22 protein-coding genes are annotated in these 23,136 nt (G+C 65.3%); 16 read left to right on the forward strand and 6 right to left on the reverse strand.

Translation table 11 applies throughout. The features are described from left to right. Window positions 1-46: 46 nt before the first annotated feature. The 3 genes from ABE546_RS07465 to ykgO all read right to left on the reverse strand — a co-directional run bounded on the left by ABE546_RS07465 (window position 47) and on the right by ykgO (window position 1,761). Window positions 47-1,081, reverse strand: a complete 1,035-nt coding sequence (locus ABE546_RS07465; protein ID WP_346463075.1) for an agmatine deiminase family protein — start codon at window positions 1,079-1,081, stop codon at window positions 47-49. Window positions 1,082-1,127: 46 nt separating this feature from the next. Beyond that, the gene (locus ABE546_RS07470) at window positions 1,128-1,454 is read right to left on the reverse strand and encodes a hypothetical protein (protein ID WP_123729053.1); all 327 of its coding nucleotides are present in this window, start codon (window positions 1,452-1,454) and stop codon (window positions 1,128-1,130) included. A gap of 181 nt (window positions 1,455-1,635) precedes the next feature. Next, a complete protein-coding gene (gene ykgO / locus ABE546_RS07475; protein WP_057628212.1) occupies window positions 1,636-1,761 on the reverse strand; it encodes a type B 50S ribosomal protein L36 in 126 nt (41 codons plus the stop codon). A gap of 194 nt (window positions 1,762-1,955) precedes the next feature. Here ykgO and cmk point away from each other — a divergent pair, with 194 nt between their 5' ends. From cmk to galU, 8 genes are all read left to right on the forward strand, one after another. Beyond that, the gene (cmk, locus tag ABE546_RS07480) at window positions 1,956-2,636 is read left to right on the forward strand and encodes a (d)CMP kinase (RefSeq protein WP_046273768.1); all 681 of its coding nucleotides are present in this window, start codon (window positions 1,956-1,958) and stop codon (window positions 2,634-2,636) included. Window positions 2,637-2,830: 194 nt separating this feature from the next. Next, window positions 2,831-4,516, forward strand: coding sequence for a 30S ribosomal protein S1 (gene rpsA, locus ABE546_RS07485; RefSeq protein WP_121042136.1), 1,686 nt, complete (start codon window positions 2,831-2,833; stop codon window positions 4,514-4,516). A gap of 87 nt (window positions 4,517-4,603) precedes the next feature. Beyond that, window positions 4,604-4,909: an integration host factor subunit beta gene (locus tag ABE546_RS07490; RefSeq protein WP_019183098.1), complete on the forward strand. Its 306-nt coding sequence runs from the start codon at window positions 4,604-4,606 to the stop codon at window positions 4,907-4,909. Between the two features lie 98 nt (window positions 4,910-5,007). Next, window positions 5,008-5,292 carry a LapA family protein gene (locus tag ABE546_RS07495; protein WP_313212332.1) on the forward strand — a complete coding sequence of 95 codons (285 nt, stop codon included), beginning with the start codon at window positions 5,008-5,010 and terminating at the stop codon, window positions 5,290-5,292. A gap of 6 nt (window positions 5,293-5,298) precedes the next feature. After that, entirely contained in the window at window positions 5,299-6,477 is a 1,179-nt protein-coding gene (lapB, locus tag ABE546_RS07500; RefSeq protein ID WP_121042140.1) for a lipopolysaccharide assembly protein LapB, read from the forward strand. A gap of 3 nt (window positions 6,478-6,480) precedes the next feature. After that, entirely contained in the window at window positions 6,481-7,455 is a 975-nt protein-coding gene (locus tag ABE546_RS07505; protein ID WP_313212330.1) for a glycosyltransferase family 4 protein, read from the forward strand. Window positions 7,456-7,471: 16 nt separating this feature from the next. Continuing rightward, entirely contained in the window at window positions 7,472-9,379 is a 1,908-nt protein-coding gene (locus ABE546_RS07510; protein ID WP_346463077.1) for a nucleoside-diphosphate sugar epimerase/dehydratase, read from the forward strand. After that, window positions 9,379-10,260: a UTP--glucose-1-phosphate uridylyltransferase GalU gene (galU, locus tag ABE546_RS07515; RefSeq protein ID WP_313212327.1), complete on the forward strand. Its 882-nt coding sequence runs from the start codon at window positions 9,379-9,381 to the stop codon at window positions 10,258-10,260. The genes ABE546_RS07510 and galU overlap by 1 nt, the downstream gene beginning before the upstream one ends. 321 nt (window positions 10,261-10,581) lie before the next feature. Here the strand turns inward: galU and ABE546_RS07520 are convergent, their stop codons facing one another. From ABE546_RS07520 to ABE546_RS07530, 3 genes are read right to left on the reverse strand one after another with little or no spacing between them, the layout of a single operon-like run. Continuing rightward, complete coding sequence (locus tag ABE546_RS07520; protein WP_141058424.1) at window positions 10,582-11,790, reverse strand: acetyl-CoA C-acyltransferase; 1,209 nt, start codon at window positions 11,788-11,790, stop codon at window positions 10,582-10,584. A 22-nt stretch (window positions 11,791-11,812) separates the two neighbouring features. Next, complete coding sequence (locus ABE546_RS07525; protein WP_346463079.1) at window positions 11,813-14,185, reverse strand: 3-hydroxyacyl-CoA dehydrogenase/enoyl-CoA hydratase family protein; 2,373 nt, start codon at window positions 14,183-14,185, stop codon at window positions 11,813-11,815. A 44-nt stretch (window positions 14,186-14,229) separates the two neighbouring features. Beyond that, complete coding sequence (locus tag ABE546_RS07530) at window positions 14,230-14,892, reverse strand: TetR family transcriptional regulator (protein ID WP_313212322.1); 663 nt, start codon at window positions 14,890-14,892, stop codon at window positions 14,230-14,232. Window positions 14,893-15,211: 319 nt separating this feature from the next. Between ABE546_RS07530 and ndk the strand changes: the two genes are divergently transcribed. The 8 genes from ndk to moeB all read left to right on the forward strand — a co-directional run bounded on the left by ndk (window position 15,212) and on the right by moeB (window position 23,093). Then, window positions 15,212-15,637, forward strand: a complete 426-nt coding sequence (ndk, locus tag ABE546_RS07535; RefSeq protein ID WP_008265389.1) for a nucleoside-diphosphate kinase — start codon at window positions 15,212-15,214, stop codon at window positions 15,635-15,637. 10 nt (window positions 15,638-15,647) lie between these two features. Next, entirely contained in the window at window positions 15,648-16,853 is a 1,206-nt protein-coding gene (rlmN, locus tag ABE546_RS07540; RefSeq protein ID WP_313218066.1) for a 23S rRNA (adenine(2503)-C(2))-methyltransferase RlmN, read from the forward strand. Continuing rightward, entirely contained in the window at window positions 16,840-17,637 is a 798-nt protein-coding gene (gene pilW / locus ABE546_RS07545; RefSeq protein WP_313212319.1) for a type IV pilus biogenesis/stability protein PilW, read from the forward strand. Before rlmN ends, pilW begins: the two co-directional genes overlap by 14 nt. A gap of 6 nt (window positions 17,638-17,643) precedes the next feature. Then, window positions 17,644-18,507 carry a RodZ domain-containing protein gene (locus tag ABE546_RS07550; protein WP_313218068.1) on the forward strand — a complete coding sequence of 288 codons (864 nt, stop codon included), beginning with the start codon at window positions 17,644-17,646 and terminating at the stop codon, window positions 18,505-18,507. Window positions 18,508-18,566: 59 nt separating this feature from the next. Continuing rightward, the gene (locus ABE546_RS07555; RefSeq protein ID WP_019183086.1) at window positions 18,567-19,205 is read left to right on the forward strand and encodes a tetratricopeptide repeat protein; all 639 of its coding nucleotides are present in this window, start codon (window positions 18,567-18,569) and stop codon (window positions 19,203-19,205) included. After that, complete coding sequence (gene bamB, locus ABE546_RS07560) at window positions 19,205-20,413, forward strand: outer membrane protein assembly factor BamB (protein WP_313212316.1); 1,209 nt, start codon at window positions 19,205-19,207, stop codon at window positions 20,411-20,413. The genes ABE546_RS07555 and bamB overlap by 1 nt, the downstream gene beginning before the upstream one ends. 12 nt (window positions 20,414-20,425) lie before the next feature. Then, window positions 20,426-21,817, forward strand: coding sequence for a ribosome biogenesis GTPase Der (gene der, locus ABE546_RS07565; protein ID WP_259261070.1), 1,392 nt, complete (start codon window positions 20,426-20,428; stop codon window positions 21,815-21,817). Window positions 21,818-21,953: 136 nt separating this feature from the next. Further along, on the forward strand, window positions 21,954-23,093 hold the full coding sequence (gene moeB / locus ABE546_RS07570; RefSeq protein ID WP_346463081.1) for a molybdopterin-synthase adenylyltransferase MoeB: 1,140 nt from the start codon (window positions 21,954-21,956) through the stop codon (window positions 23,091-23,093). Window positions 23,094-23,136: the final 43 nt, after the last annotated feature.

Consider the following 23,136-nt stretch of genomic DNA (forward strand, 5'->3'; position numbering starts at 1 on the left):
CTGCCGACCCGCTCCGACACGCCAGGCCGAGGCGCTCACTGGTCGATCAGGCCAGCAACCCCGCCGGCAGCTGCATCGTGATGCAGTGCAGGCTGCCGTTCTGCCAGATCAGCGAACGGCACGGGACCGGCACGATCTCGCGGTCCGGATAGGCCTGGGCCAACACCGCACGCGCCGCTTCGTCGGCCGCATCGCCGTAGGCCGGCATCAGCACCGCGCCGTTGAGGATCAGGTAGTTCGCATACGAAGCCGCCAGGCGGCGGCCATCGTCGATCACCGGCTGCGCCCACGGCAGCGGGAACAGGCGGTACGGCTGGCCGTCGGTGGTACGCAGCGCCGCCAGCTCGGCACCCATCGCCTGCAGTTCGGCGTAGTGCGAATCGCCGGCGTCGTCGCAGGCCTGGTAGACGATGCTGTCGGTCGAGGCGAAGCGGGCCAGGGTATCGATGTGGGCGTCGGTATCGTCGCCTTCCAGATAGCCATGGTCCAGCCACAGCACGCGGTCCTGGGCCAGCCAGGTGGCCAGGTCGGCGCTGAGCGAGTCGCGGCTGCGGTCCGGATGACGCTCGTGCAGGCACTGCCAGGTGGTCAGCAGGGTGCCGGCGCCGTCGGTCTCGATGCCGCCGCCCTCCAGCGCGAACGGAATGCTCTGCAGCTCCGCGTTGTTGAACAGGCCCGCCGCGTGCAGGACGCCGACCAGCTGGTCATCCAGGCTGGCGTCGAACTTGCCGCCCCAGCCGGTGAAGCGGAAATCCAGCAGGCGGAAGCCGCCATCGGCACGCGTGAGCGTGATCGGACCGGAGTCGCGCAGCCAGGTATCGTCGTACTGGGCAGTCACGAACCGCACGCGGTCCGTGTCGATCCGGTTCGAACGCAGGCGCGCATCGGCGTACGCCTCCAGGTCGTCGTCGGCAACGATGATCACCATCGGCTGGAAGCGGGTGATGGCCGCGACGAGCGCGATGTAGGTGTCCTCGACGTCACCCAGGCGGTCGGCCCAGTCGGTGTCGGCGTGGGGCCAGGCGATCAGGATGGCGGACTGGGATTCCCATTCGGCCGGAAAGCGGAGCGTGTCGTTCATGATCTCAGTGCGATGGCCCGCCGGCTGGCGGGCAAAGGGAAAGGGGTCAGCGGATCGGCGGTTTCGGACCGATCTCGTTGGCGTCGGCGCGGTTGGCGACCACGTCGATCACCTTCTGCTTTTCGAAGTACACGGTGAACTGCGGGTAGACCCAGCGGTTGATCGTGGGCCACTGGCGCTTCTGCCCGCCGCGGGGTTCCAGGCGTTCGCCCGGGTCGCCGAACTGGGCCTGGACCTGCTGCATGCTCTGGCCGCGGACGGGCAGGGCGACGGCGGGCTTTTCACGGCTGCGGTCGATCAGCAGCGTGTCGGCGTGGGCGCTGGAAACGGCCAGTACGGCCAGCAACGGCAAGGTGGTCAGGTAACGCTTCATCTCGATCTACTCCCCAGTGGTCAAGAATGCGGAAGGTCTCACGACTGCAGGTCTCACGACCAACGGTCGTAAGCTACTTGGCGATTACACCAAAAATGGCAGCAAAAAGCCGCCCGGAGGCGGCTTTTTGTTCATCACCCGGTCCGGTGGGGGACCGATGGCGGCCGTGAGGCCAGCCGGCTCAGCGCTGGCGAGCCTTGAAGCGCGGGTTCGACTTGCAGATCACGAAGATCTTGCCGCGACGACGGACGACCTTGCAGTCGCGGTGACGGGTCTTGGCCGACTTCAGGGAAGACAGGACTTTCATTGCATACCTCGGCGTAAACGTTGGATTCGGTTGGAGCGCGGCCGCGATATGCAGATGACAATCGGCAGGTGACGCCCGTTCAAGCCCGCCATTCTACCGGCCTTTTTCCCATCCTTTCAAGTGGTTGGGCCAAAAAAGTCTCAGGGCGCCCCGGGCAGGGGCTAGAATGGGCGGTCACATCTACCGGGAAACCCATGAATCAGCTTCCATCCGTGCTCACCATCGACGGTCCTTCCGGGGCCGGCAAAGGCACTGTCAGCCGCATTGTCGCACGCCGCCTGGGCTGGCATTACCTGGATTCGGGCGCCCTGTACCGGGCGGTGGGCGTGGCCGCCAGCTGGGCTGATATCGATACCTCCGACGCTTCGGCGCTGGTGCGCTGCACCTTCGACACCCACGTGCGCTTCGTGGAATCGGCCGATGGCGGGCTGCGGGTGCTGGTCAACGAGACCGATGCCACCGACGAGCTGCGCCTGGAGACCACCGGCGCGCTGGCCTCGGCCATTGCCGCCATCCCGGAGGTCCGGGCGGCGCTGAAAGAGCGCCAGCGCGCATTCAGGATGGAGCCGGGGCTGGTCGCCGACGGACGGGACATGGGTACGGTCATCTTCCCGGACGCTCCATTCAAGGTGTTTTTGACCGCCAGCGCCGAGGAACGGGCCGAGCGGCGGCATAAGCAGTTGAAAGACAAGGGTGTTTCGGTTAACTTTGACGACCTCCTGCGCGAGATCATGGCCCGCGACGCCCGTGATGCACAGCGCACAGTGGCGCCCCTGAAGCCGGCAGACGATGCCGTCGTCATCGACACCAGTGGTATTGGCATCGACGCTGTCGTTGCCAAGGTATTGGATCTGCTTCCGGTTTCGGGTGCCTGATCCGTTGTAAAGGAGGGCCGTCAATCCATCGACGGTGTCGCACCATCGCAAGGCAACAAAAGCTCCGTCCCGCAATGATGCGTGGCGGTTTTCCTACTTAACACACGACCTGCCTTACCGGGGTCGACCAACAGGCGGGCAGTAAGCGGTTCCCTTCGGGGGCCAATGCCCATGTGTCCAACAGAGTAAATCTAATGACCGAATCATTTGCAGAGCTGTTCGAAGCCAGTCAGGCCAATCTGGCCAAGCTGAAGCCGGGCTCGATCGTCAGCGGTGTCGTTGTTGAAGTCCGCGGCGATGTCGTGGTGATCAACGCCGGCCTGAAGTCCGAAGGCATCGTGCCGATCGAACAGTTCCGTAACGACGCTGGCGAGATCGACGTTGCTGAAGGCGACGTCGTCAAGGTCGCCCTCGATTCCATCGAGAACGGCTTCGGTGAAACCGTTCTGTCGCGTGAGAAAGCCAAGCGCGCGATGGTGTGGGACGAGCTGGAAGAAGCGTTGGAAAAGAACGAAACCATCACCGGCCGCATCAGCGGCAAGGTCAAGGGTGGTTTCACCGTGGACATCAAGGATGTCCGCGCGTTCCTGCCCGGTTCGCTGGTGGATGTGCGCCCCGTGCGCGACCCGGCCTACCTGGAAGGCAAGGAGCTGGAATTCAAGCTCATCAAGCTGGACCGCAAGCGTAACAACGTCGTTGTGTCCCGTCGTGCAGTCGTCGAAAGCGAGCATTCGGAAGAGCGCGAGCAGCTGATGGACAAGCTGCAGGAAGGCGCGATCCTGAAGGGTGTCGTCAAGAACCTGACCGATTACGGCGCATTCGTGGACCTGGGCGGTATCGACGGCCTGCTGCACATCACCGACATGGCCTGGAAGCGCGTGCGCCATCCGTCCGAAGTCGTGAACGTCGGCGACGAGCTGGACGTGCGCGTGCTGAAGTTCGACCGCGAGCGCAACCGCGTTTCGCTGGGTCTGAAGCAGCTGGGTGAAGATCCGTGGGACAACATCGCCCGTCGTTACCCGGCCAACAGCCGCGTCTTCGGCAAGGTCTCCAACGTCACCGATTACGGCGCATTCGTCGAGATCGAGCCGGGCGTCGAAGGTCTGGTGCACGTCTCCGAAATGGATTGGACCAACAAGAACGTCAACCCGTCCAAGGTTGTGCAGGTCGGTGACGAAGTTGAAGTCATGGTCCTGGACGTCGACGAGGAGCGTCGCCGCATCTCGCTGGGCATGAAGCAGGTTGCCGCCAATCCGTGGGAAACCTTCGCTGCCATCCACAAGAAGGGCGACAAGGTGTCGGGCCAGATCAAGTCGATCACCGACTTCGGCATCTTCATCGGCCTGGACGGCGGTATCGATGGCCTGGTGCACCTGTCCGACATCAGCTGGAACACCACCGGCGAAGACGTGGTCCGCAACTACAAGAAGGGCGACAACCTGGACGCAGTGGTCCTGGCCGTCGATCCGGAGCGCGAGCGCATCAGCCTGGGCGTCAAGCAGCTGGAGCAGGATCCGTTCGGTCAGTACATGGCGGCCAACCCGAAGGGTTCCAAGGTCGAAGGCGTGGTCAAGGAAGTGGACGCCAAGGGCGCTACCATCGAACTGGCTGACGGCATCGAAGGCTACGTGGCCGCTCGCGACGTTGCGAACGAGCGCGTGGACGACGCGACCCAGTTCCTGAAGGTCGGCGACAAGGTGGAAGCCAAGTTCGTGGGCATGGATCGCAAGGGTCGTACCCTGCAGCTGTCGATCAAGGCCAAGGACGACGCTGAAATGCGCGAAGTGCTGGAGGAATACCAGTCCTCTTCGGCTTCCAGCGGCACCACCCAGCTCGGCGCGCTGCTGCGTGCACAGCTGAACGGCAACAAGTCCGAGTAATCGGTCTGTCGCTGTCGTAGTTTCCTGGGCGGCCCGGACATCAGTCCGGGCCGTTTCAGGGTCTGAGTTCCTCCCCAAGAGCCCGTAATGACCAAATCCGAGCTGATCGAAATCCTGGCGCGCCGACAGGCGCATTTGAAGTCGGACGATGTCGATCTGGCCGTGAAGTCGTTGCTGGAAATGATGGGTGGGGCGCTGGCCGGCGGGGATCGCATCGAGATCCGCGGGTTCGGCAGTTTTTCGTTGCACTACCGGCCCGCACGGCTGGGGCGCAATCCCAAGACCGGGGAATCGGTCGCGTTGCCGGGCAAGCATGTCCCGCACTTCAAGCCGGGCAAGGAACTGCGCGAGCGCGTCAGCGCCGTGGTACCGCTGGAAAGCGATCCTGCGTAGAGCCGACCGTTGGTCCGCTGCTTTTTTCGTTCCGGGCCTCTTTGTCCCACTGCTCTATATTCCGCTACTCTTGAATCTCCCGGAACTGGAGCTGCTGCATGAACATCGTACGTCTGCTGATCCTGCTGGCGGTTCTGGTCGTGGGTCTCATCATCGGCGCCCTCAACTCGCAGCCGATCATCATCAGCCTGGGCTTTACCCAGATCAATTCCACCACCGGCGTGGCGATCATCATCGCCCTGTTGTCCGGTGCAATCATCGGCGGCGGCCTCGTGCTCGCCAGTGTGGTGATCCCGTTGTACGCCAAACTGCGCCGTGCGCAGAAGGCCGCGCCTGCCGTGGTCGTGGCACCCCCTTCTTCTTCTACATTCGACGGACGCTGAGCGCCGATGGAATTTGTCTCCGAGTGGTTCTGGTTCTTCCTGTTCCTGCCCCTGGCCGCGTTGTCGGGCTGGGTGATCGGGCGTCGCGGCGGTCAACGCCATGGCGACAACCAGGTCAGCCATCTGTCCAGCACGTACTTCCGCGGCCTGAACTATCTGCTCAACGAGCAGCCGGACAAGGCGATCGAGCTGTTCCTGCACATCGCCGAACTGGACAAGGAAACCTTCGAGACCCAGGTCGCGCTGGGCCATCTGTTCCGCCGCCGCGGTGAGGTTGATCGTGCGATCCGCCTGCACCAGGGCCTGGTCAACCGCGCGGACCTGAGTGATCAGCAGCGTGTCCAGGCACTGCTGGCGCTGGGCGAGGACTACATGAAGTCCGGCCTGCTTGATCGCGCCGAAACCGTGTTCACCGAGCTCGCCCAGATCGACCAGCGCGCACCGCAGGCGCTCAAGCACCTGATCGGCATCTACCAGGCCGAGCGCGACTGGGAAAAGGCGATCGACAACGCCAGCCGCTTCGAAGAGGTCACCGGCGAGCCGATGGGCAAGCTGATCGGACAGTTCGAATGCGAGCTGGCCGAGCGTTACCGTGGCGCTGGCAAGATCGAAGAGGCCCGCGCGGCCATCGCGCGCGCCTACCAGGCCGATGCGATGTCGGTGCGTGCCGGCATCATCGAAGGGCGCCTGGAGAACGATGCGGGCAATGCCGAAGCCGCCGTGCGTGCCTTCGAGCGGGCCGCCCGCAACGATCCGGAGTACCTGCCGGAAGTGCTGCAGGCGCTGATGCAGAACTACCGCAAGGTCGGCGACCTCGGTGGCGCGCGCGCGTTCCTCTCGGAGATGACCGAGCACTATCGCGGCATCGCCCCGGTGCTGGCCCTGACCCAGCTGATGGAAGAGCAGGAGGGTGTCGCTCCGGCGCGCGCCTACCTCGGCCGCCAGCTCAAGGATCGTCCGTCGGTGCGTGGCGAGTCGGCCCTGATCGACCTGACCCTGGCCGAGGGCGCGGATTCCACCGCGACCCTGCACGACCTCAAGCACATCACCGACCAGTTGCTGGTCCGCAATCCAGCGTACCGCTGCACCCGCTGTGGCTTCGGCGCGCGCACGCATCACTGGCAGTGCCCGAGCTGCAAGGAATGGGGCACCGTCAAGCCGCTGCTCAACTACGCGGTGCTCTGAACCATGATGGTCGCCTGGATGGCGGGGCTGCTGGCGGTGCTGGCGGTATCGGCGGGCCTCACCTGGGGCGCACGCGCCTATGCGCTGCGCCGCAATCTACTGGATGAGCCCGGCGAGCGCCGCAGCCACGGGGTGGCGACGCCACGCGGCGGCGGCATCGCGATCGTGCTGACCCTGCTGCTGGCCTGCGTGGTCGCCGCGGTGATCTGGCCCACGGCCGGGCTCACCCTGGCGGTATTCGCGCTGGGGCTGGTGCTGGTCGCGGGGATCGGTTGGTGGGACGACCATCGGCCGCTGCCGGCGGTGCGTCGCCTGTTGGTCCATGTCATCGCGGCCGCGCTGCTGGCTGGGTTGGTCTGGCACGCCAGTGGTAATCCCTGGCAGGCGCTGCTGGCGCTGTTGTTTGCCACTTCGTTGATCAACATCTGGAACTTCATGGATGGGATCAACGGGATAGCCACCACGCAGGCGATCCTGGCCGGTCTCGCGTTCGCCCTCGTCCTGCCGCCACCTTATGGGCTGGCCGGCGTGGTGTTGGGGCTGGCCTGCCTGGGCTTCCTGCCGTTCAACTACCCGAAGGCGCGCATCTTCATGGGTGACGTGGGCAGCGGGGCGCTGGGCTATGCGATCGCGGCGCTGGTCTGTCTGGTCAGTGTGCGCACCGATATCCACTGGCTGCTGTTGCTGGTGCCGCTTTCGGCCTTTCTTGTGGACGCAGGCTTCACATTGCTTTCGCGCATCCTGTCCGGACAGCGCTGGATGGAACCCCACACGCAGCATCTCTATCAGCGCGCGGTGAAAGGTGGTGCAAGCCACACTTTCGTCACCGGGATGTATCTTGTTTTTGGAATATTCAGTGCGGCAGTGTTTAATGCATGCACGAATTTGCAGCCGAGGTGGGAGGCTGCCGTGGCCATCGCGTGGTTGATCTTCGCGTCCGGCCTTTGGCTGCTCCTGCGCAAGGGAATGCGCAACTAGAAGGATTACGTTGTTTATGACGCCTTGGCAGGACCGACTTACCGGCTTGATGCCCCGCGCGGCCATCGTCGCCCACGACCTGTTCATGGTCTGGGCGTGCTGGCAGTTGCTGCACGCCGGACGCTACTCGATGCTGGTCGACGCGCCGGCGTTGCCGCTGTGGAACATCGACACCTCGCTGGTGCTGGTCATCCAGGCCGTGGTGTTCTGGCGGGTGGGCCTGTACCGCGGCCTGTGGCGCTTTGCCAGCGTCGCCGATCTGCTCAATATTTTCAAAGCCAGCTTCATCGGCCTGCTCGCCGTCGTGGTGGCCTTGGCGTACAAGCGCTTTGAAGGCGTGCCGATGTCGGTGCTGGTCATCTACCCCTTCGCGCTGTCCGCGCTGCTGGGCGCGCCGCGCCTGCTGTACCGCGCATGGAAGGACTATCAGGCGCTGCAGTCCGACGTCACCGCGCGCCGTGTGCTGATCCTGGGTGCCGGCCAGGCGGCCGAGGCCCTGGTCCGCGACCTGCGCCGCTCGGGTGATTTCGAGCCGGTCGGCCTGCTCGACGACGCCCCTCACCTGCAGGGCGCCAAGCTGCAGGGCCTGCCGATCCTGGGCACCCTGGAAGATGCCCCGGCCGTGGTCCGCGAGACCGCCGCCAAGCTGCTGGTGATCGCCATTCCCTCGCTGGATGCCGTGGGCATGCAGCGGGTGGTGGCCATCTGCGAAAGCACCGGGGTGCCGTTCCGGATGGTGCCCAAGCTCAACGACATCCTGCTGGGTCATTCCTTGCCGGGTGAGCTCAAGGAAGTGGCGATCGAGGACCTGCTCGGCCGCAAGCCGATCCTGCCGGACTGGGCGCTGATCCGTGGCTGGCTGGGCGGGCGCACCGTGCTGGTCACCGGCGCGGGCGGTTCGATCGGTTCGGAGCTGTGCCGCCAGTGTGCACGCCACGGGGCAGGGCGCATCGTCCTGGTGGAGATGAGCGAGCTGCTCCTGCTCACCATCGAGGCCGAGCTGCAGCGCAGCTTCCCGGATCTGGTGGTGGAAGCGGTGCTGGGTGACTGCGGCGACCCCGCGGTGATCCGCCATGCGCTGTCGCTGTCACGGGTGGACTCGGTCTTCCATGCCGCCGCCTACAAGCAGGTGCCGGTGCTGGAGCGCCAGCTCCGCGAGGCGGTGCGCAACAACATCCTCTCCACCGAAACGGTGGCGCGTGCCTGCGTCGAAGCGCGCATCGAGCATTTCGTCTTCATCTCCACCGACAAGGCGGTCGATCCGGTCAACGCCCTGGGTGCCAGCAAGCGCTACGCGGAGATGATCTGCCAGAGCCTGGACCAGAAGACCAGCCACACCCGTTTCGTGACCGTGCGCTTCGGCAACGTGCTGGCCTCGGCCGGCAGCGTGGTGCCGGTGTTCCGCGAGCAGATTCTCAAGGGTGGCCCGGTCACCGTGACCGACCCGGAAGTCACCCGCTACTTCATGACCATTCCCGAGGCCTGTCAGCTGATCCTGCAGGCGGCCGCGTCGGCCTCGCATGGGGCGATCTATACGCTGGACATGGGCGAGCCGGTGCCGATCCGCGTGCTGGCCGAGCAGATGATCCGCCTGGCCGGCAAGCAGCCGTACAAGGACATCGCCATCGTCTATACGGGCCTGCGCCCGGGCGAGAAACTGCACGAAACGCTGTTCTATTCCGACGAAGATTATCGTCCGACCGCGCACCCGAAGATTCTCGAGGCCGGCGTACGCACGTTCGCGCGCGAACAGGTATTGGCCAATGTGCCGAAACTGCGCGAGGCGATTGCCAGCTACGATACTGATGCGATCAACAGCATTCTGTTTGCGACCATGCCGGAATTTTCTCCGCTGCAACAGGACGATCACGTCAGTTCTGCTAAAGTGCTCGCCTTTCCGGCGCGTGAGGCCACTAGGTTCTGATGAGCAAGCGTATTCGCAAGGCGGTATTTCCTGTCGCAGGGTTGGGAACGCGATTCCTTCCGGCTACCAAAACCGTTCCGAAGGAAATGCTGCCGATCATTGATCGGCCGTTGATCCAATATGCCGTGGATGAGGCGATCGAGGCGGGCTGTGACACGCTGATCTTCATCACCAACCGCTACAAGCATGCGGTCGCAGATTATTTCGACAAGGCCTACGAGCTGGAGCAGAAGCTCGAGCGCGCCGGCAAGCAGGAGCAGCTCGAACTGGTTCGCCATGTGCTGCCCAATGGCGTGCGCGCCGTGTTCGTGACCCAGGCTGAAGCGCTGGGCCTGGGCCATGCGGTGCTGTGCGCCAAGGCGATTGTCGGTGACGAGCCGTTCGCCGTGCTGCTGCCGGACGATCTGATCTGGAACCGCGGCAACGGTGCGCTCAAGCAGATGGCCGACGCCAACGAAGCCACCGGCGCCAGCATCATCGCGGTCGAAGACGTACCGCATGACAAGACCGGCAGCTACGGCATCGTGGCCACCGAAGCCTTCGACGGCCGCCAGGGCAGGATCAGTGCCATCGTCGAAAAGCCCAAGCCCGAAGATGCCCCGAGCGACCTGGCCGTGGTCGGCCGTTACGTGCTCAGCCCGAAGATCTTCGAGCTGCTCGAAGCAACCGGGACCGGTGCAGGTGGCGAAATCCAGCTGACCGACGCGATCGCCGAGCTGCTCAAGAGCGAACGTGTCGACGCGTTCCGCTTTGAAGGCCGTCGCTTCGACTGCGGCACCCATCTGGGCCTGGTCGAAGCCACGATCCGCTTTGCGCTCGACAACGAGAAGCTGGCCGGTCCGGCGCGCGAAGTGCTCCAGAAGATGCTGGCTGAAGGCTGAGGACGAGCTGCCGCCGCGCGATGCAGCGGCGGTAGTGCCGGCCGCTGGCCGGCTCCTCAAGCAGCTGTGGTAGTGCCGGCCTCTGGCCGGCTCCCGGCAGAACAGAAAAGGGCAGCCGCGAGGCTGCCCTTTTCGTTTCCGACCGTGCACCGACCAACGGTCGGTGCCTACCCGTTGCATTGGTGCCACCAGTAGGGCCGGTGATACCCGTTGCATTGATGCCACCAGTAGGGCCGGTGATACCCGTTGCATTGGTGCCACCGGTGGGGCCGGTTATCCGCCGCATCGGCGCCGACCCGTGGGCCGGCACCGATCAATGCCTTACAGCGATTCGAAGATACCCGCCGCGCCCATGCCGGTGCCGATGCACATGGTCACCATGCCGTACTTCTGCTGACGACGGCGCAGGCCGTGCAACAGGGTGGCGGTGCGGATCGCGCCGGTGGCGCCCAGCGGGTGGCCCAGGGCGATCGCGCCGCCCAGCGGGTTGACCTTGGACGGGTCCAGGCCGCAATCGCGGATCACCGCCAGCGACTGTGCGGCGAAGGCTTCGTTGAGCTCGATCCAGTCCAGCTGGTCCTGGGTCAGGCCGGCCTGCTTGAGCGCCTTGGGGATCGCGGCGATCGGGCCGATGCCCATCACTTCGGGGCGCACACCGGCGACCGAGAAGCTGACGAAGCGGGCCAGCGGGGTCAGGCCGTAGTCCTTGATCGCCTGCTCGGAGGCCAGCAGCACCGCACCGGCGCCATCGCTCATCTGCGAGGAGTTGCCGGCGGTGACCGTGCCGCCGAACTGGCCGTTGCGGAACACCGGGCGCAGCTTGGCCAGGCCTTCAGCGGAGGAATCCAGGCGCGGGCCTTCGTCGGTATCCACGATCGTGTCGCGGGTGATGATGCGGCGGCCGTCGGCCAGGTCTGGCTGGCGGGTGCGCACGTCGTACGGGCTGATCTCGTCCTTGAACTCGCCGTTCTGGATCGCGGCGATGGCCTTCTGGTGCGAGGCGAGGGCGAAGGCGTCCTGCTCCTCACGCGAGACCTTCCATTCTTCGGCGACCTTCTCGGCGGTGATGCCCATGCCGTAGGCAATGGCGACGTGGTCGTTGTCGAACACGCTCGGTGCCATCGCGATCTTGTTGCCCATCATCGGCACCATCGACATCGACTCGGTACCACCGGCCAGCATCAGGTCCGAATTGCCCAGACGGATCTGGTCGGCGGCCATGGCCACGGCCTGCAGGCCGGAGGAGCAGAAGCGATTGACGGTCTGCGCGGCGATGGTGTCCGGCAGGCCGGCCAGCAGCACGCCGATGCGGGCCACGTTCATGCCCTGCTCGGCTTCGGGCATCGCGCAGCCGATGATCGCGTCATCGATGCGGTTGAGGTCGATGCCCGGCGCCTGTGCGACCACGGAGCGGAGCACATGGGCCAGCATGTCGTCGGGACGGGTATTGCGGAACACGCCCTTGGGCGCCTTGCCCACCGGGGTACGGGTGGCGGCGACGATGTAGGCGTCCTGGATTTGCTTGGTCATTGCAGTGATCTCTCTAAAAGGGTCAGTTGCGCAGCGGCTTGCCGGTCTTGAGCATGTGCGCGATGCGGGCCTGGGTCTTTTCCTGCTGGGCCAGTTCGACGAAGTGCTTGCGTTCCAGGGTCAGCAGCCACTCTTCGTCCACCAGCGTGCCGCGATCCACTTCGCCACCGCACAGCACGGTGGCGATGCGCACGGCGATCTCGTAGTCGTACGGGCTGATGAAGCGGCCTTCCAGCATGTTGACCAGCATCATCTTGAACGTGGCGATGCCGACGTCACCGGCGACCTGGATGCGGCGGGCCGGCATCGGCGGACGGTAGCCACCTTCGGCCAGCGCCAGCACTTCGGCCTTGGCGATGTGCAGCGTCTCGAAGCTGTTGAACACCACCTTGTCGGTCGCGCGCATCAGGCCCAGTTCCTTGGCGTTGACCGCCGAGTTGGAGACCTTGGCCATCGCGACGGTTTCGAAGGTCTTCTTCAGCTCGGCGAACACGTCACCGCCTGGACCGGCGGCCTGCGAGGCGCGCACGGCCAGTTCCTTCAGGCCACCACCGGCCGGCAGCAGACCCACGCCCGCTTCAACCAGACCGATGTAGCTTTCCAGCGCGGCCACGCTCTTGGCGCTGTGCATCTGGAACTCGCAGCCACCGCCCAAGGCCAGGCCGCGCACCGCGGTCACCACCGGCACCAGCGAATACTTGATCGCCTGGCTGGTGCGCTGGAAGTTGTGCACCATCTCTTCGAACTGGTCCACCTTGCCGGCCTGCAGCAGGCCGAGCGCACCGGACAGATCGGCGCCGGCGGAGAAGGGTTCCTTCTGCTGCCAGATCACCAGGCCCTTGTAGTCCTGCTCGGCGCGCTTGATCGCTTCCTGCAGGCCGTTGAGCACGTGGTCGGACACGGTGTTCATCTTGGTCTTGAAGCTGACCACCGCGATGCCGTCGCCGTCGTGCCACATGCGCACGCCGTCGTTCTCGAACACGGTTTCGCCCGGGCTGAAGGTCTCGCCCAGCAGCGGATCCGGGAAGCGCTGGCGCTGGTACACCGGCAGCGCCGAACGCGGCAGCTTGGCATTGCGCGACGGGCTGTAGCTGCCTTCGGCGGCGTGCACGCCGTCGCGGCCGTCGAACACCCAATCGGGCAGCGGTGCGCTGCTCATGCTCTTGCCGGCCACGATGTCATCGGCGATCCACTGCGCGACCTGCTTCCAGCCGGCGGCCTGCCAGGTTTCGAACGGGCCGAGCGACCAGCCGTAGCCCCAGCGGATGGCCAGATCGACGTCGCGCGCGGTTTCGGCGATGTCGGCCAGGTGGTAGGCGCTGTAGTGGAACAGGTCGCGGAAGGTCGCCCACAGGAACTGCGCCTGCGGGTGCTGGCTTTCGCGCAGCTTGGCGAACTTCTCGGCCGGGTTCTTGATCTTCAGGATCTCGACCACTTCCGGTGCGGCGGTGCGGTCGGCGGGGCGGTAGTCCTGCTTCTCCAGGTCCAGCACCACGATGTCCTTGCCGACCTTGCGGAAGATGCCGGCACCGGTCTTCTGGCCGAGCGCGCCCTTGGAAATCAGCGCGTCCAGCCACTTCGGCGACTTGAAGAATTCATGCCACGGATCGTTGGGCAGAGTGTCGCCCATGGTCTTGATCACGTGGGCCATGGTGTCCAGGCCGACCACGTCGGAGGTGCGGTAGGTGGCGGACTTCGGGCGGCCGACCAGCGGGCCGGTCAGGCCGTCCACTTCATCGAAGCCCAGTCCGAATTCCTGGGTATGGTGGATGGTGGACAGGATCGAGAACACGCCGATGCGGTTGCCGATGAAGTTCGGGGTGTCCTTGGCGTACACCACGCCCTTGCCCAGCGTGGTGACCAGGAACGCTTCCAGGCCTTCCAGCACGGCGGCGTCGGTGGTGGTCGCCGGGATCAGCTCGGCCAGGTGCATGTAGCGCGGCGGGTTGAAGAAATGCACACCGCAGAAGCGGTGGCGCAGCTGTTCTGGCAGTACGTCGGCGAGCTTGTTGATGCCCAGGCCCGAGGTGTTGGAGGCCAGCACGGCGTGATCGGCCACGAACGGGGCGATCTTCTTGTACAGGTCCTGCTTCCAGTCCATCCGTTCGGCGATGGCCTCGATGATCAGGTCGCAGTCCTTCAACTGCTCCAGGCCGGTTTCGTAGTTGGCCGGCGTGATCGCCTCGGCGTAGGACTTGCTGGCGAGCGGGGCAGGGCTGAGCTTGCCCAGGTTGGCAATCGCCTTGAGCACGATGCCATCGGCCGGACCTTCCTTGGCGGGCAGGTCGAACAGCACCGTGTCGACGCCGGCGTTGGTCAGGTGGGCGGCGATCTGGGCACCCATGACGCCGGCACCCAGCACGGCGGCACGGCGGACTAGCAGGGAATTGGACATGTCGATAAGCCTTTGGTTGTCTGGAAGCCGGTCAACGCCCGGCTCTACGGGGTGGAAAGGGAGGTCGTCGAAGCGCTCGAGGCCGCGCTGGCGCGGAATCCGGCTTCGGCGAAATGAATCAGTTCCTGGGCGGCATGGGCACGATGCGCCGCTTCGGTGACACCGGCGGGTCGCTTGATCAGGCCGAAGTCGGCCATCGCGTAAGTCAGCGAGCCGGCGAGGAAATCCAGGCGCCAGTACAGCTCTTCCTTGCTCAGCTCCGGCACGCAGGCGGAGATCGCCTTGCCGAAGTCGCGCAGGACGTGGCCGTAATGGTCGGACAGGAACTTGCGCAGGTTGTCGTTCTTTTCGGCGTAGGCGCGGGCGATGACCCGCACGAACGCGCCGCCGGTCTGGCGGTCCTGGGCCATTGCCAGGGCCGGCTCGACGAAGGCGGCCAGCACCGGGCGCAGCGCGCCGGGGTGCTCACGGCGTGCAGCCTCCAGCTGGGCCAGGCGGGCCGAGGTCATCTCGTCCATCCGGCGGCGGAAGACCTCGTTGACGAGGTTCTCCTTGGAGCCGAAGTGGTAGTTGACCGCGGCGATGTTCACATCGGCCTGGCTGGTGACCTGGCGCAGCGAGGTGCCCGCGAACCCGTGCAGGGCGAACAGTTCTTCAGCGGCGCCGAGGATGCGGTCCTTGGTGGAGAAGTGGGCAGGTTTGGCCATGGGGCAGGGCAGTTCAATCAAACGATTGTTTGATATTAGACCTGCGGCTGCGGCATCGCATTGTGCGGCGCAGCAGAAATAGGCCTCCGTTCATCCGCCCCCGGGTAGTGCCGGCCGCTGGCCGGCAACCCTTCATTCCATGAACGGGGCGAGCGATCCCATGCGGTCCAAGCCTGCCACGCATGGCGTGGCACTACCGGAGATGGGGAGGACACGTTAGAATTGGCGCACGTATATCAGGCTAAGCCCGCGTTTTGACGCGGGTTTTTTTCATGTTAACCTCGGGCCGATCAAGTGGCCCGCCCAACGGAGTATTCCCATGGCGCTGGAGCGCACCCTTTCCATCATCAAGCCGGACGCCGTCGCCAAGAACGTCATCGGCGAAATCTACGCCCGCTTTGAAAAGGCCGGCCTGAAAGTCGTCGCCGCCAAGTACAAGCAGCTGTCGCGCCGTGAAGCCGAAGGCTTCTACGCCGTGCACCGCGAGCGTCCGTTCTTCAACGCGCTGGTCGAGTTCATGATCTCCGGCCCGGTGATGATCCAGGCGCTGGAAGGCGAGAACGCCGTGCTGGCCCACCGCGACCTGCTGGGCGCCACCAACCCGAAGGAAGCCGCCGCAGGCACCATCCGCGCCGACTTCGCTGAATCCATCGATGCCAATGCCGCCCACGGCTCGGACTCGGTTGAGAATGCCGCGATCGAAATCGCCTACTTCTTCGCCGCGACTGAAGTCGTCTCGCGCTGAGAGTGATGCCGTGAACGAGGTCGTACAGCCAACCGCCATCCCATCCGTGCTCATCTCGAGCCCGGTTGTGGCCAAGCAGAACCTGCTCGACCTCGATCGCGAGGGTCTGGAGCGCTTCTTCGCCGAGACACTCGGCGAAGCGCGCTACCGTGCCCACCAGGTGATGAAGTGGATCCACCATCACTACGTCACCGATTTCGATGACATGACCGACCTCGGCAAGGCGTTGCGCGCCAAGCTCAAGCAGCATGCCGAGGTGCTGGTTCCGAACATCGTGTTCGACAAGCCCTCCGCCGATGGCACCCACAAGTGGCTGCTGGCCATGGGCACCGACGGCAAGAACGCGATTGAAGCGGTCTACATCCCGGACAAGAACCGCGGCACGCTGTGCGTATCGTCGCAGGTCGGCTGCGCGCTGAACTGCACCTTCTGTTCGACCGCCACCCAGGGCTTCAACCGCAACCTCTCCACCGCCGAAATCATCGGCCAGGTGTGGGTCGCGGCGCGCCATCTGGGCAACATCCCGCACAAGCAGCGTCGTCTCACCAATGTGGTGATGATGGGCATGGGCGAGCCGTTGATGAATTTCGACAACGTCGTGCGCGCCATGAGCGTGATGCGCGACGATCTGGGCTATGGCCTGGCCAACAAGCGCGTGACGCTGTCCACCTCCGGCCTGGTGCCGCAGATCGACCGCCTCTCCACCGAGAGTGACGTGTCGCTGGCGGTGTCGCTGCATGCGCCCAACGATGCACTGCGCGAGACCCTGGTCCCGCTCAACAAGAAGTACCCGATCGTCGAGCTGATGGCCTCGTGCGCACGTTACCTGCGCGCCAACAAGCGCCGCGAATCGGTCACCTTCGAATACACCCTGATGAAGGGCATCAATGACCAGCCCGAGCACGCCCGCCAGTTGGCGCGGCTGATGCGCCAGTTCGACAACGCCGTACAGGCCTCGAACTCGGGCAAGGTCAACCTGATTCCGTTCAATCCATTCCCGGGCACGCGCTATGAGCGCTCCGGCGAAACCGACATCCGCGCCTTCCAGAAGATCCTGCTCGATGCGAAGGTGCTGACGATGGTGCGACGCACCCGTGGCGACGACATCGATGCCGCCTGCGGCCAGCTCAAGGGCCAGGTCATGGATCGCACGCGCCGCCAGGCCGAGTTCAATAAAACGCTGCAGGACGGGAAAGGCCGGGATGCGGCTGCCTGATTGCCGATTGCCAGCCGTTGTTTTCCTCGCGCTGGCAGTGGTCGGCTGTGGCAAGCAAGGCATCAAACCGCCGTCCGGGCCCCTTGAGGTCGCGCCGACCTATGAGGCCCGGGACAACCCTGAGATCCGCAAGCGCGTGAACTACCAGGACCAGATGGTCCTGGCTGGCGAATCGCTGCGCGCAGGTGCCCCGGATGCCGCCGAGAAGCGGGTGCGGGCGGCCATGAAGATCGATGCGCGGCGTCCCGAGGCCTATATGCTGCTGGCGGCCATCGCCGCCCAGCGCGGCAACGAGGCCGAGGCCGGCCAGCTGTACGCCAAGGCCGCTGAGCTGGGCCCGGAGCGCGGCGACGTCCTCAACAATTATGGCGCGTGGCTATGTGCTCATGGCCGGCCGGCCGAGTCGCTGGTCTGGTTCGACCGGGCGCTGCAGGCCCCGGGCTACACCACGCCGGCGTCCGCCCTGGCCAATGCCGGTGGCTGTGCGCTGGACGCAGGCCAGCCCGAACGGGCCGTGCCGGACCTGCGACGGGCGCTTGAGATAGATCCCGTCAATGCCTATGCGCTGGAGTCGATGGCCCGCAACGAGTACGCCCAAGGGCGCTATTTCGAGGCCCGGGCCTTTTCGCAACGGCGTTTGACGGCTGCACCGGCCACACGTTCCGTGTTACAACTTGCCTCTCAAATCGAGGCGCGGCTTGGCGACAGCGTGGCATCCGGTCGCTATCTGCAGCGAATTCATGACGAATTTCCGCAGGATGCGGCACCTAATCCCCGGGGTTGAAGCATTGTGATTGATGACCAGACTGTGAACGCTTTTGATACTGCGGCCGGTTGCGGAGCTCGTCTTCGCCAGGCCCGGGAAGCGGCCGGACTGACCCTGGAGGCGGTGGGGCAGCAGCTGCATATGCCGGTTCAGGTACTCAAGTCCCTCGAAGAAGAACAGTGGCAGCGTCTCGGCGCGCCGGTCTTCGTCCGCGGCCAGCTGCGCAGTTATGCCCGCCTGCTCAAGGTGGACATCGGCGAGATCCTCGAGCAGGCGCATATCGGGCCGATCGTGCCGCCGCAGCTGGTCAGCCACACCCATACCCCGCGGGCCCGGCGCATTGCCGAGAGCCTGGGGCGTCGTGTCCTGTATGTCGGCATCACCGCCGTTCTGGCCGTGCCGGTCTGGTTCGCCACCCGCGGCCATTTCGATGGCACGGCGACCACCCCGAACACCGCCTCGCTGGATGTGATCCCGGCGGCGGTACCGGTGGCCGGTGGCGACACCCCGGACCCGGCCGCACCGGTGGCGGTCGAAGCGGCCAAGCCTTCGGCACCGGCGGCGCCGTATCTGGCATCGCTGACCCCGGTTCCGCGTCCGGCCGCTGCGCCGGCATCGCAGGCCGGCGCCCTGAGCCTGCAGTTCAAAGGCGACAGCTGGGTGGATATTTCCGGGCCCGACGGCACCACCGTCGAAAAGGCCCTGATCAAGTCGGGCGAGACCCGCAGCTTCGCGCCAGGCCAGGTGGCCCGCATGGTGCTGGGCAATGCATCGGCGGTCGAGGTTCAGCAGGCCGGCACTATCGTCGACCTTTCGCCGTACCAGCGAGCCAACGTGGCACGCTTTACGGTATCCTCTGACGGCTCCGTGGTCCCAGTTTCGCACTGAACCGCGTTTCCCCAATCCAATTCAAATAGCTCCTCCTCATGGGCGGGGCGAGAGTACGCATGGCGATCGACGACCTGCTCGACGAGCACGAACAAAGTGAACGCGTCCGCGGCTGGCTGCGGAAGAACGGTGTCAGCATCCTCGCTGGCGTAGCCATCGCGATCGGTGGCATCTGGGGCTGGAAAGAGTGGCAGACCCGGCACAGCAACAGCCTGGCCGGCGCCAACGTCCAATACCAGATCGTCCTCAAGAGCCTGGAAGAAAAGGATCTGGAGCAGGCCGCCAAGGGTGTGAAGGACCTGGAAAGCGGCAAGGCCAACATCTATGCCGATCTGGCCGCACTGCAGCTGGCCAAGGCCCAGGTCGATGCCGGCAAGAACGAAGATGCGCTGGCGACCCTGCGCGCGATCAAGGCCGACCCCGAATTCAAGCCGGTGATCGAGCAGCGCGTTGCGCGCCTGCTGGTGGCCACCGGCAAGACCGAGGATGCGATCAAGCAGCTCGGCACCGCAACCGACAGCGCCAGCCTGGAAATCCATGGCGACGCACTGATGGCGCAGGGCAAGCGTGATGCCGCCCGCGAGCAGTATGAGAAGGCGCTCAAGACGCTGGACGTGGCAGCGCCCCAGCGGCGCCTGCTGGAAACCAAGTTGACGGATGCCGGTGGCACCGTCACCGATCCTGCGGAGTCGGTGTAATGAATCAGATGGTCATGATCAAGCGCGTTGCCACGGTCGCCCTGTTGGGCATGGCCCTGACCGGCTGCAGCACGATGAAGGGCTGGTTCGCCGGCAAAGATGCGGCGGCCAAGAAGGCGCTGGAGCCGGCCGAGCTGGTCAAGTTCGATGCCACCGCCAAGGTCGACAAGATCTGGACGGCCAACGTCGGCAAGGGTGAGAAGCGCATCGGCGTCCGTCAGGGCCCGGTGGTCGCCGATGGTCGCGTGTACGCGGCCGCCATCTACGGTGGCGTGCATGCCATCGACCTGCAGACCGGCAAGAAGATCTGGACCTATGAACCGGCCAAGGTGAAGAAGCAGCCCAAGCTGCGTCTGTCCGGTGGCCCGGGCGTGGGTGACGGCCTGGTCGTCATCGGCACCCTGGATGGCGAAGTCATCGCGTTGAACGCGGCCGACGGCACTGAGAAGTGGCGTGCCAAGGTGCCGGGTGAAGTGATCTCCGCGCCGGCCGTGGGCCAGGGCATGGTGTTCGTGCGCAGCAACGACGGCCGCGTGACCGGCCTGGATGCCGAAAATGGCACCCAGCGCTGGTTCAACCCGCGCGAGCTGCCGGCACTGACCGTGCGTGGCAACGCGCCGGTCGTCGCCGGCCCGGGCGTGCTGTTCATCGGTAACGACGACGGTTCCATCGCCGCGCTGGCCATGCAGGACGGCCGCACGCTGTGGGACCAGATGGTCGGCACCGGCGAAGGCCGTACCGAGCTGGAGCGCATGGCCGATATCGATGGCGCCCCGGTGCTGGAAGGCAATACGCTGTTCGTCAGCAGTTTCAAGAACCAGACCATGGCGATCGAAGGCCCGACCGGCCGTCCGCTGTGGGCACGTGATCATGGTGGCGCCGGTGGCGTGGCCCTGACCTCGAGCAATGTGTTCGTCACCGACAACAAGGGCGGCGTGTTCGGCCTGGACAAGGCCAGCGGTTCGGCCATGTGGTCGCAGACGGGCCTGGCCCGTCGTTCGCTGACCGGTCCGGTCATCCACGGCGATTACGTTGTGGTCGGTGATTACAAGGGGTATCTGCACTGGTTGCGGACCGATAACGGTGAGTTCGCGGCGCGCGCCAAGAGTGGCGGCGACGCCCTCCTGGCACAGCCGGTAGCTGCCGATGGGATTCTGCTGGTGCAGAACGTTGATGGAAAGCTGACCGCGTTCCGGTTGGCACAATAAGGAGTTACCGCGATGCTGCCCTTGGTCGCCCTGGTTGGACGGCCGAATGTCGGCAAGTCCACGCTGTTCAATGCGTTTACCCGTACGCGCGACGCGCTGGTCCATGACCAGCCCGGCGTGACCCGGGACCGTAATTACGGTGTTTGTCGTCTTGATGAAGACCACCCGTTCCTGGTGGTCGATACCGGCGGTATCGCCGGTGAAGAAGAAGGTCTGGCCGGCGCTACTGCCCGCCAGGCCCGCGCCGCCGCCGCCGAGGCGGACCTGATCCTGTTCGTGGTCGATGCCCGTGAGGGCCCGATGGACGACGAGATCCTGTCCTGGCTGCGCAAACTGGCCCGTCCGACCCTGCTGCTGATCAACAAGATCGACGGCATGAACGAAGACACCGTGCGTTCGGAGTTTGCCCGTTACGGCTTCAGCGAAATGCTGACCGTCTCGGCCGCGCACCGTCAGGGCCTGGATGATCTGCTGGACGAGGTCGTGGAACGGTTGCCGGAAGAGGGCACCACCGAGACCCTGGACACCGATCCGAACCGCATTCGCATCGCCTTCGTCGGCCGCCCCAACGTGGGCAAGTCGACGCTGGTCAATCGTCTGCTCGGCGAAGAGCGCATGATCGCCTCCGAAGTGCCCGGTACCACCCGTGATTCGATCGCGGTGGACATGGAGCGTGACGGGCGCGAGTACCGCCTGATCGATACCGCGGGCCTGCGTCGCAAGGCGCGCGTCGAGGAAGTGGTCGAGAAGTTCAGCGTCATCAAGACCCTGCAGGCCATCGAGCAGTGCCAGGTCGCGGTGCTGATGCTCGATGCCTCTGAAGGTGTCACCGATCAGGACGCCAGCGTGCTGGGTGCGGTGCTCGATGCCGGCCGTGCGTTGGTGGTGGCGATCAACAAGTGGGATGGCCTGACCGATTACCAGCGCGAGCAGGCTGAAGCGCTGGTGTCGCGCAAGCTCGGCTTCGTGCCGTGGGCCGAAGTGGTGCGCATCTCGGCCAAGCACGGCTCGGGCCTGCGTGAGCTGTTCCGCTGCATCCACGCCGCGCATGCCTCGGCGACGCATGAGTTCAGCACCAGCGAAGTCAACAAGGCGCTGGAAACGGCCTACGAGACCAACCCGCCGCCGGCGATCCGTGGTCACGTGTCCAAGCTGCGCTACGTGCATCCGGGCGGTTCCAACCCGCCGACCTTCATCGTCCACGGCACCCGTCTGAAAGACCTGCCGGAGTCGTACAAGCGCTATCTGGAAAACTTCTTCCGCAAGCGCTTCAAGCTGGTCGGCACGCCCGTGCAGTTCATCTTCCGCGAGGGTGTGAACCCGTACGAGGGCAAGAAGAACGTGCTCACCGAACGTCAGCTCAAGCGCAAGCGCCGCTTGATCAAGCACGTCAAGGGCAAGTGATGCAGAAAGAGCCGGCGCAAGCCGGCTCTTTTCATTGGAGCTGCCGGCCAGTGGCCGCACGCAGCGGTAGTGCCGGCCGCTGGCCGGCAAACCGGACAAACCGGCGGCCGGCGCGCCCGTGCGCGATAATCCCCGCATGAGCACGATCCCCGAACTCACCCCGGCGCAGGCCCGCGAACGCCTCGCCCACGGCGCGCTGCTGATCGACGTCCGTGAGGCGCACGAGCGTGCCACCGGCATGGCCGAAGGCGCCGTTGGCATCGCCACGGGCGATCTCCAGGCCGAACCCCGCACGCACCTGCCGGCCATCGACCGCGAGGTCGTCCTGATCTGCCAGAGCGGCAAGCGCTCGATGGAGGCCGCGAACGTCCTGGCCGGTCTCGGCTATACGCATGTCGCCTCCGTCCACGGCGGCACGTCCGCGTGGCGCGCTGACGGGCTGCCGTTGGTGCAGCCGATGCAGAGCGACGCCGAGCGCGATTTCAACGAACGCTACTCGCGTCATCTGCTGTTGCCGCAGGTGGGTGTCCAGGGCCAGAAGACGCTGCTCGCCTCGCGCGTGCTGGTGCTCGGCGCCGGCGGTCTGGGCGCACCGGCCAGCTTCTACCTGGCCGCGGCCGGGGTAGGGCACCTGCGCATCGCCGACGACGACGTGGTGGATCGCAGCAACCTGCATCGGCAGATCATCCATACCGATGCCAGCGTCGGCGAGCCCAAGGTGCGCTCCGCCCGCGCGCGCCTGCTCGCGCTCAATCCCTCGCTGGATGTGGAGGCCGTGCAGGCGCGGGTCACCTCGGACAACATCGATGCGCTGCTCGAGGGGGTCGACGTGGTGCTGGATGGCTCGGACAACTTCCCGCTGCGTTATCTGCTCAACGATGCCTGCCTCCAGCACGGCATCCCGCTGGTGTATGGCGCGGTGGAGCGCTTTACCGGCCAGATCAGTGTGTTCGATGCCGGTCGCCAGCGTGGCACAGCGCCGTGCTACCGCTGCCTGTTCCCGGAGCCGCCGCCGCCCGAGTTCGCGCCCAACTGCTCGGAGGCCGGTGTCCTGGGCGTGCTGCCGGGCATGGTGGGTCTGCTGCAGGCCACCGAAGTGCTCAAGCTGCTGCTCGGCATCGGCGAGCCACTGATCGGACGCCTGCTGACCTTCGATGCGCTGGGCATGCGCTTCCGCGAGACGCGGCTCAGGCCGGACCCGGCCTGTCCGCTCTGCGCGCCCGGGCGCGCGTTCCCTGGGTACATCGATTACGCCGCGTTCTGCAGCGGCGCGTAGATCCACGCCATGCGTGGATGCGGTTCGCCGGGACGCTATGCGT

The sequence above is a fragment of the Stenotrophomonas sp. TWI377 genome, assembly GCF_039674525.1.
Lineage (GTDB): Bacteria > Pseudomonadota > Gammaproteobacteria > Xanthomonadales > Xanthomonadaceae > Stenotrophomonas.

Bases quoted from the DNA above. Each gene is read 5' to 3' on its own strand.
- ABE546_RS07490 (WP_019183098.1), top strand. From the start codon at position 4,604: ATGACCAAATCCGAGCTGATCGAAATCCTGGCGCGCCGACAGGCGCAT.
- ykgO (WP_057628212.1), bottom strand. From the start codon at position 1,761: ATGAAAGTCCTGTCTTCCCTGAAGTCGGCCAAGACCCGTCACCGCGAC.
- ABE546_RS07555 (WP_019183086.1), top strand. From the start codon at position 18,567: ATGGCGATCGACGACCTGCTCGACGAGCACGAACAAAGTGAACGCGTC.
- ndk (WP_008265389.1), top strand. From the start codon at position 15,212: ATGGCGCTGGAGCGCACCCTTTCCATCATCAAGCCGGACGCCGTCGCC.
- ABE546_RS07525 (WP_346463079.1), bottom strand. From the start codon at position 14,185: ATGTCCAATTCCCTGCTAGTCCGCCGTGCCGCCGTGCTGGGTGCCGGC.
- ABE546_RS07495 (WP_313212332.1), top strand. From the start codon at position 5,008: ATGAACATCGTACGTCTGCTGATCCTGCTGGCGGTTCTGGTCGTGGGT.
- cmk (WP_046273768.1), top strand. From the start codon at position 1,956: ATGAATCAGCTTCCATCCGTGCTCACCATCGACGGTCCTTCCGGGGCC.
- ABE546_RS07505 (WP_313212330.1), top strand. From the start codon at position 6,481: ATGATGGTCGCCTGGATGGCGGGGCTGCTGGCGGTGCTGGCGGTATCG.
- pilW (WP_313212319.1), top strand. From the start codon at position 16,840: ATGCGGCTGCCTGATTGCCGATTGCCAGCCGTTGTTTTCCTCGCGCTG.
- ABE546_RS07530 (WP_313212322.1), bottom strand. From the start codon at position 14,892: ATGGCCAAACCTGCCCACTTCTCCACCAAGGACCGCATCCTCGGCGCC.
- ABE546_RS07465 (WP_346463075.1), bottom strand. From the start codon at position 1,081: ATGAACGACACGCTCCGCTTTCCGGCCGAATGGGAATCCCAGTCCGCC.
- ABE546_RS07470 (WP_123729053.1), bottom strand. From the start codon at position 1,454: ATGAAGCGTTACCTGACCACCTTGCCGTTGCTGGCCGTACTGGCCGTT.
- der (WP_259261070.1), top strand. From the start codon at position 20,426: ATGCTGCCCTTGGTCGCCCTGGTTGGACGGCCGAATGTCGGCAAGTCC.
- bamB (WP_313212316.1), top strand. From the start codon at position 19,205: ATGAATCAGATGGTCATGATCAAGCGCGTTGCCACGGTCGCCCTGTTG.
- ABE546_RS07520 (WP_141058424.1), bottom strand. From the start codon at position 11,790: ATGACCAAGCAAATCCAGGACGCCTACATCGTCGCCGCCACCCGTACC.
- galU (WP_313212327.1), top strand. From the start codon at position 9,379: ATGAGCAAGCGTATTCGCAAGGCGGTATTTCCTGTCGCAGGGTTGGGA.
- rpsA (WP_121042136.1), top strand. From the start codon at position 2,831: ATGACCGAATCATTTGCAGAGCTGTTCGAAGCCAGTCAGGCCAATCTG.
- ABE546_RS07510 (WP_346463077.1), top strand. From the start codon at position 7,472: ATGACGCCTTGGCAGGACCGACTTACCGGCTTGATGCCCCGCGCGGCC.
- lapB (WP_121042140.1), top strand. From the start codon at position 5,299: ATGGAATTTGTCTCCGAGTGGTTCTGGTTCTTCCTGTTCCTGCCCCTG.
- moeB (WP_346463081.1), top strand. From the start codon at position 21,954: ATGAGCACGATCCCCGAACTCACCCCGGCGCAGGCCCGCGAACGCCTC.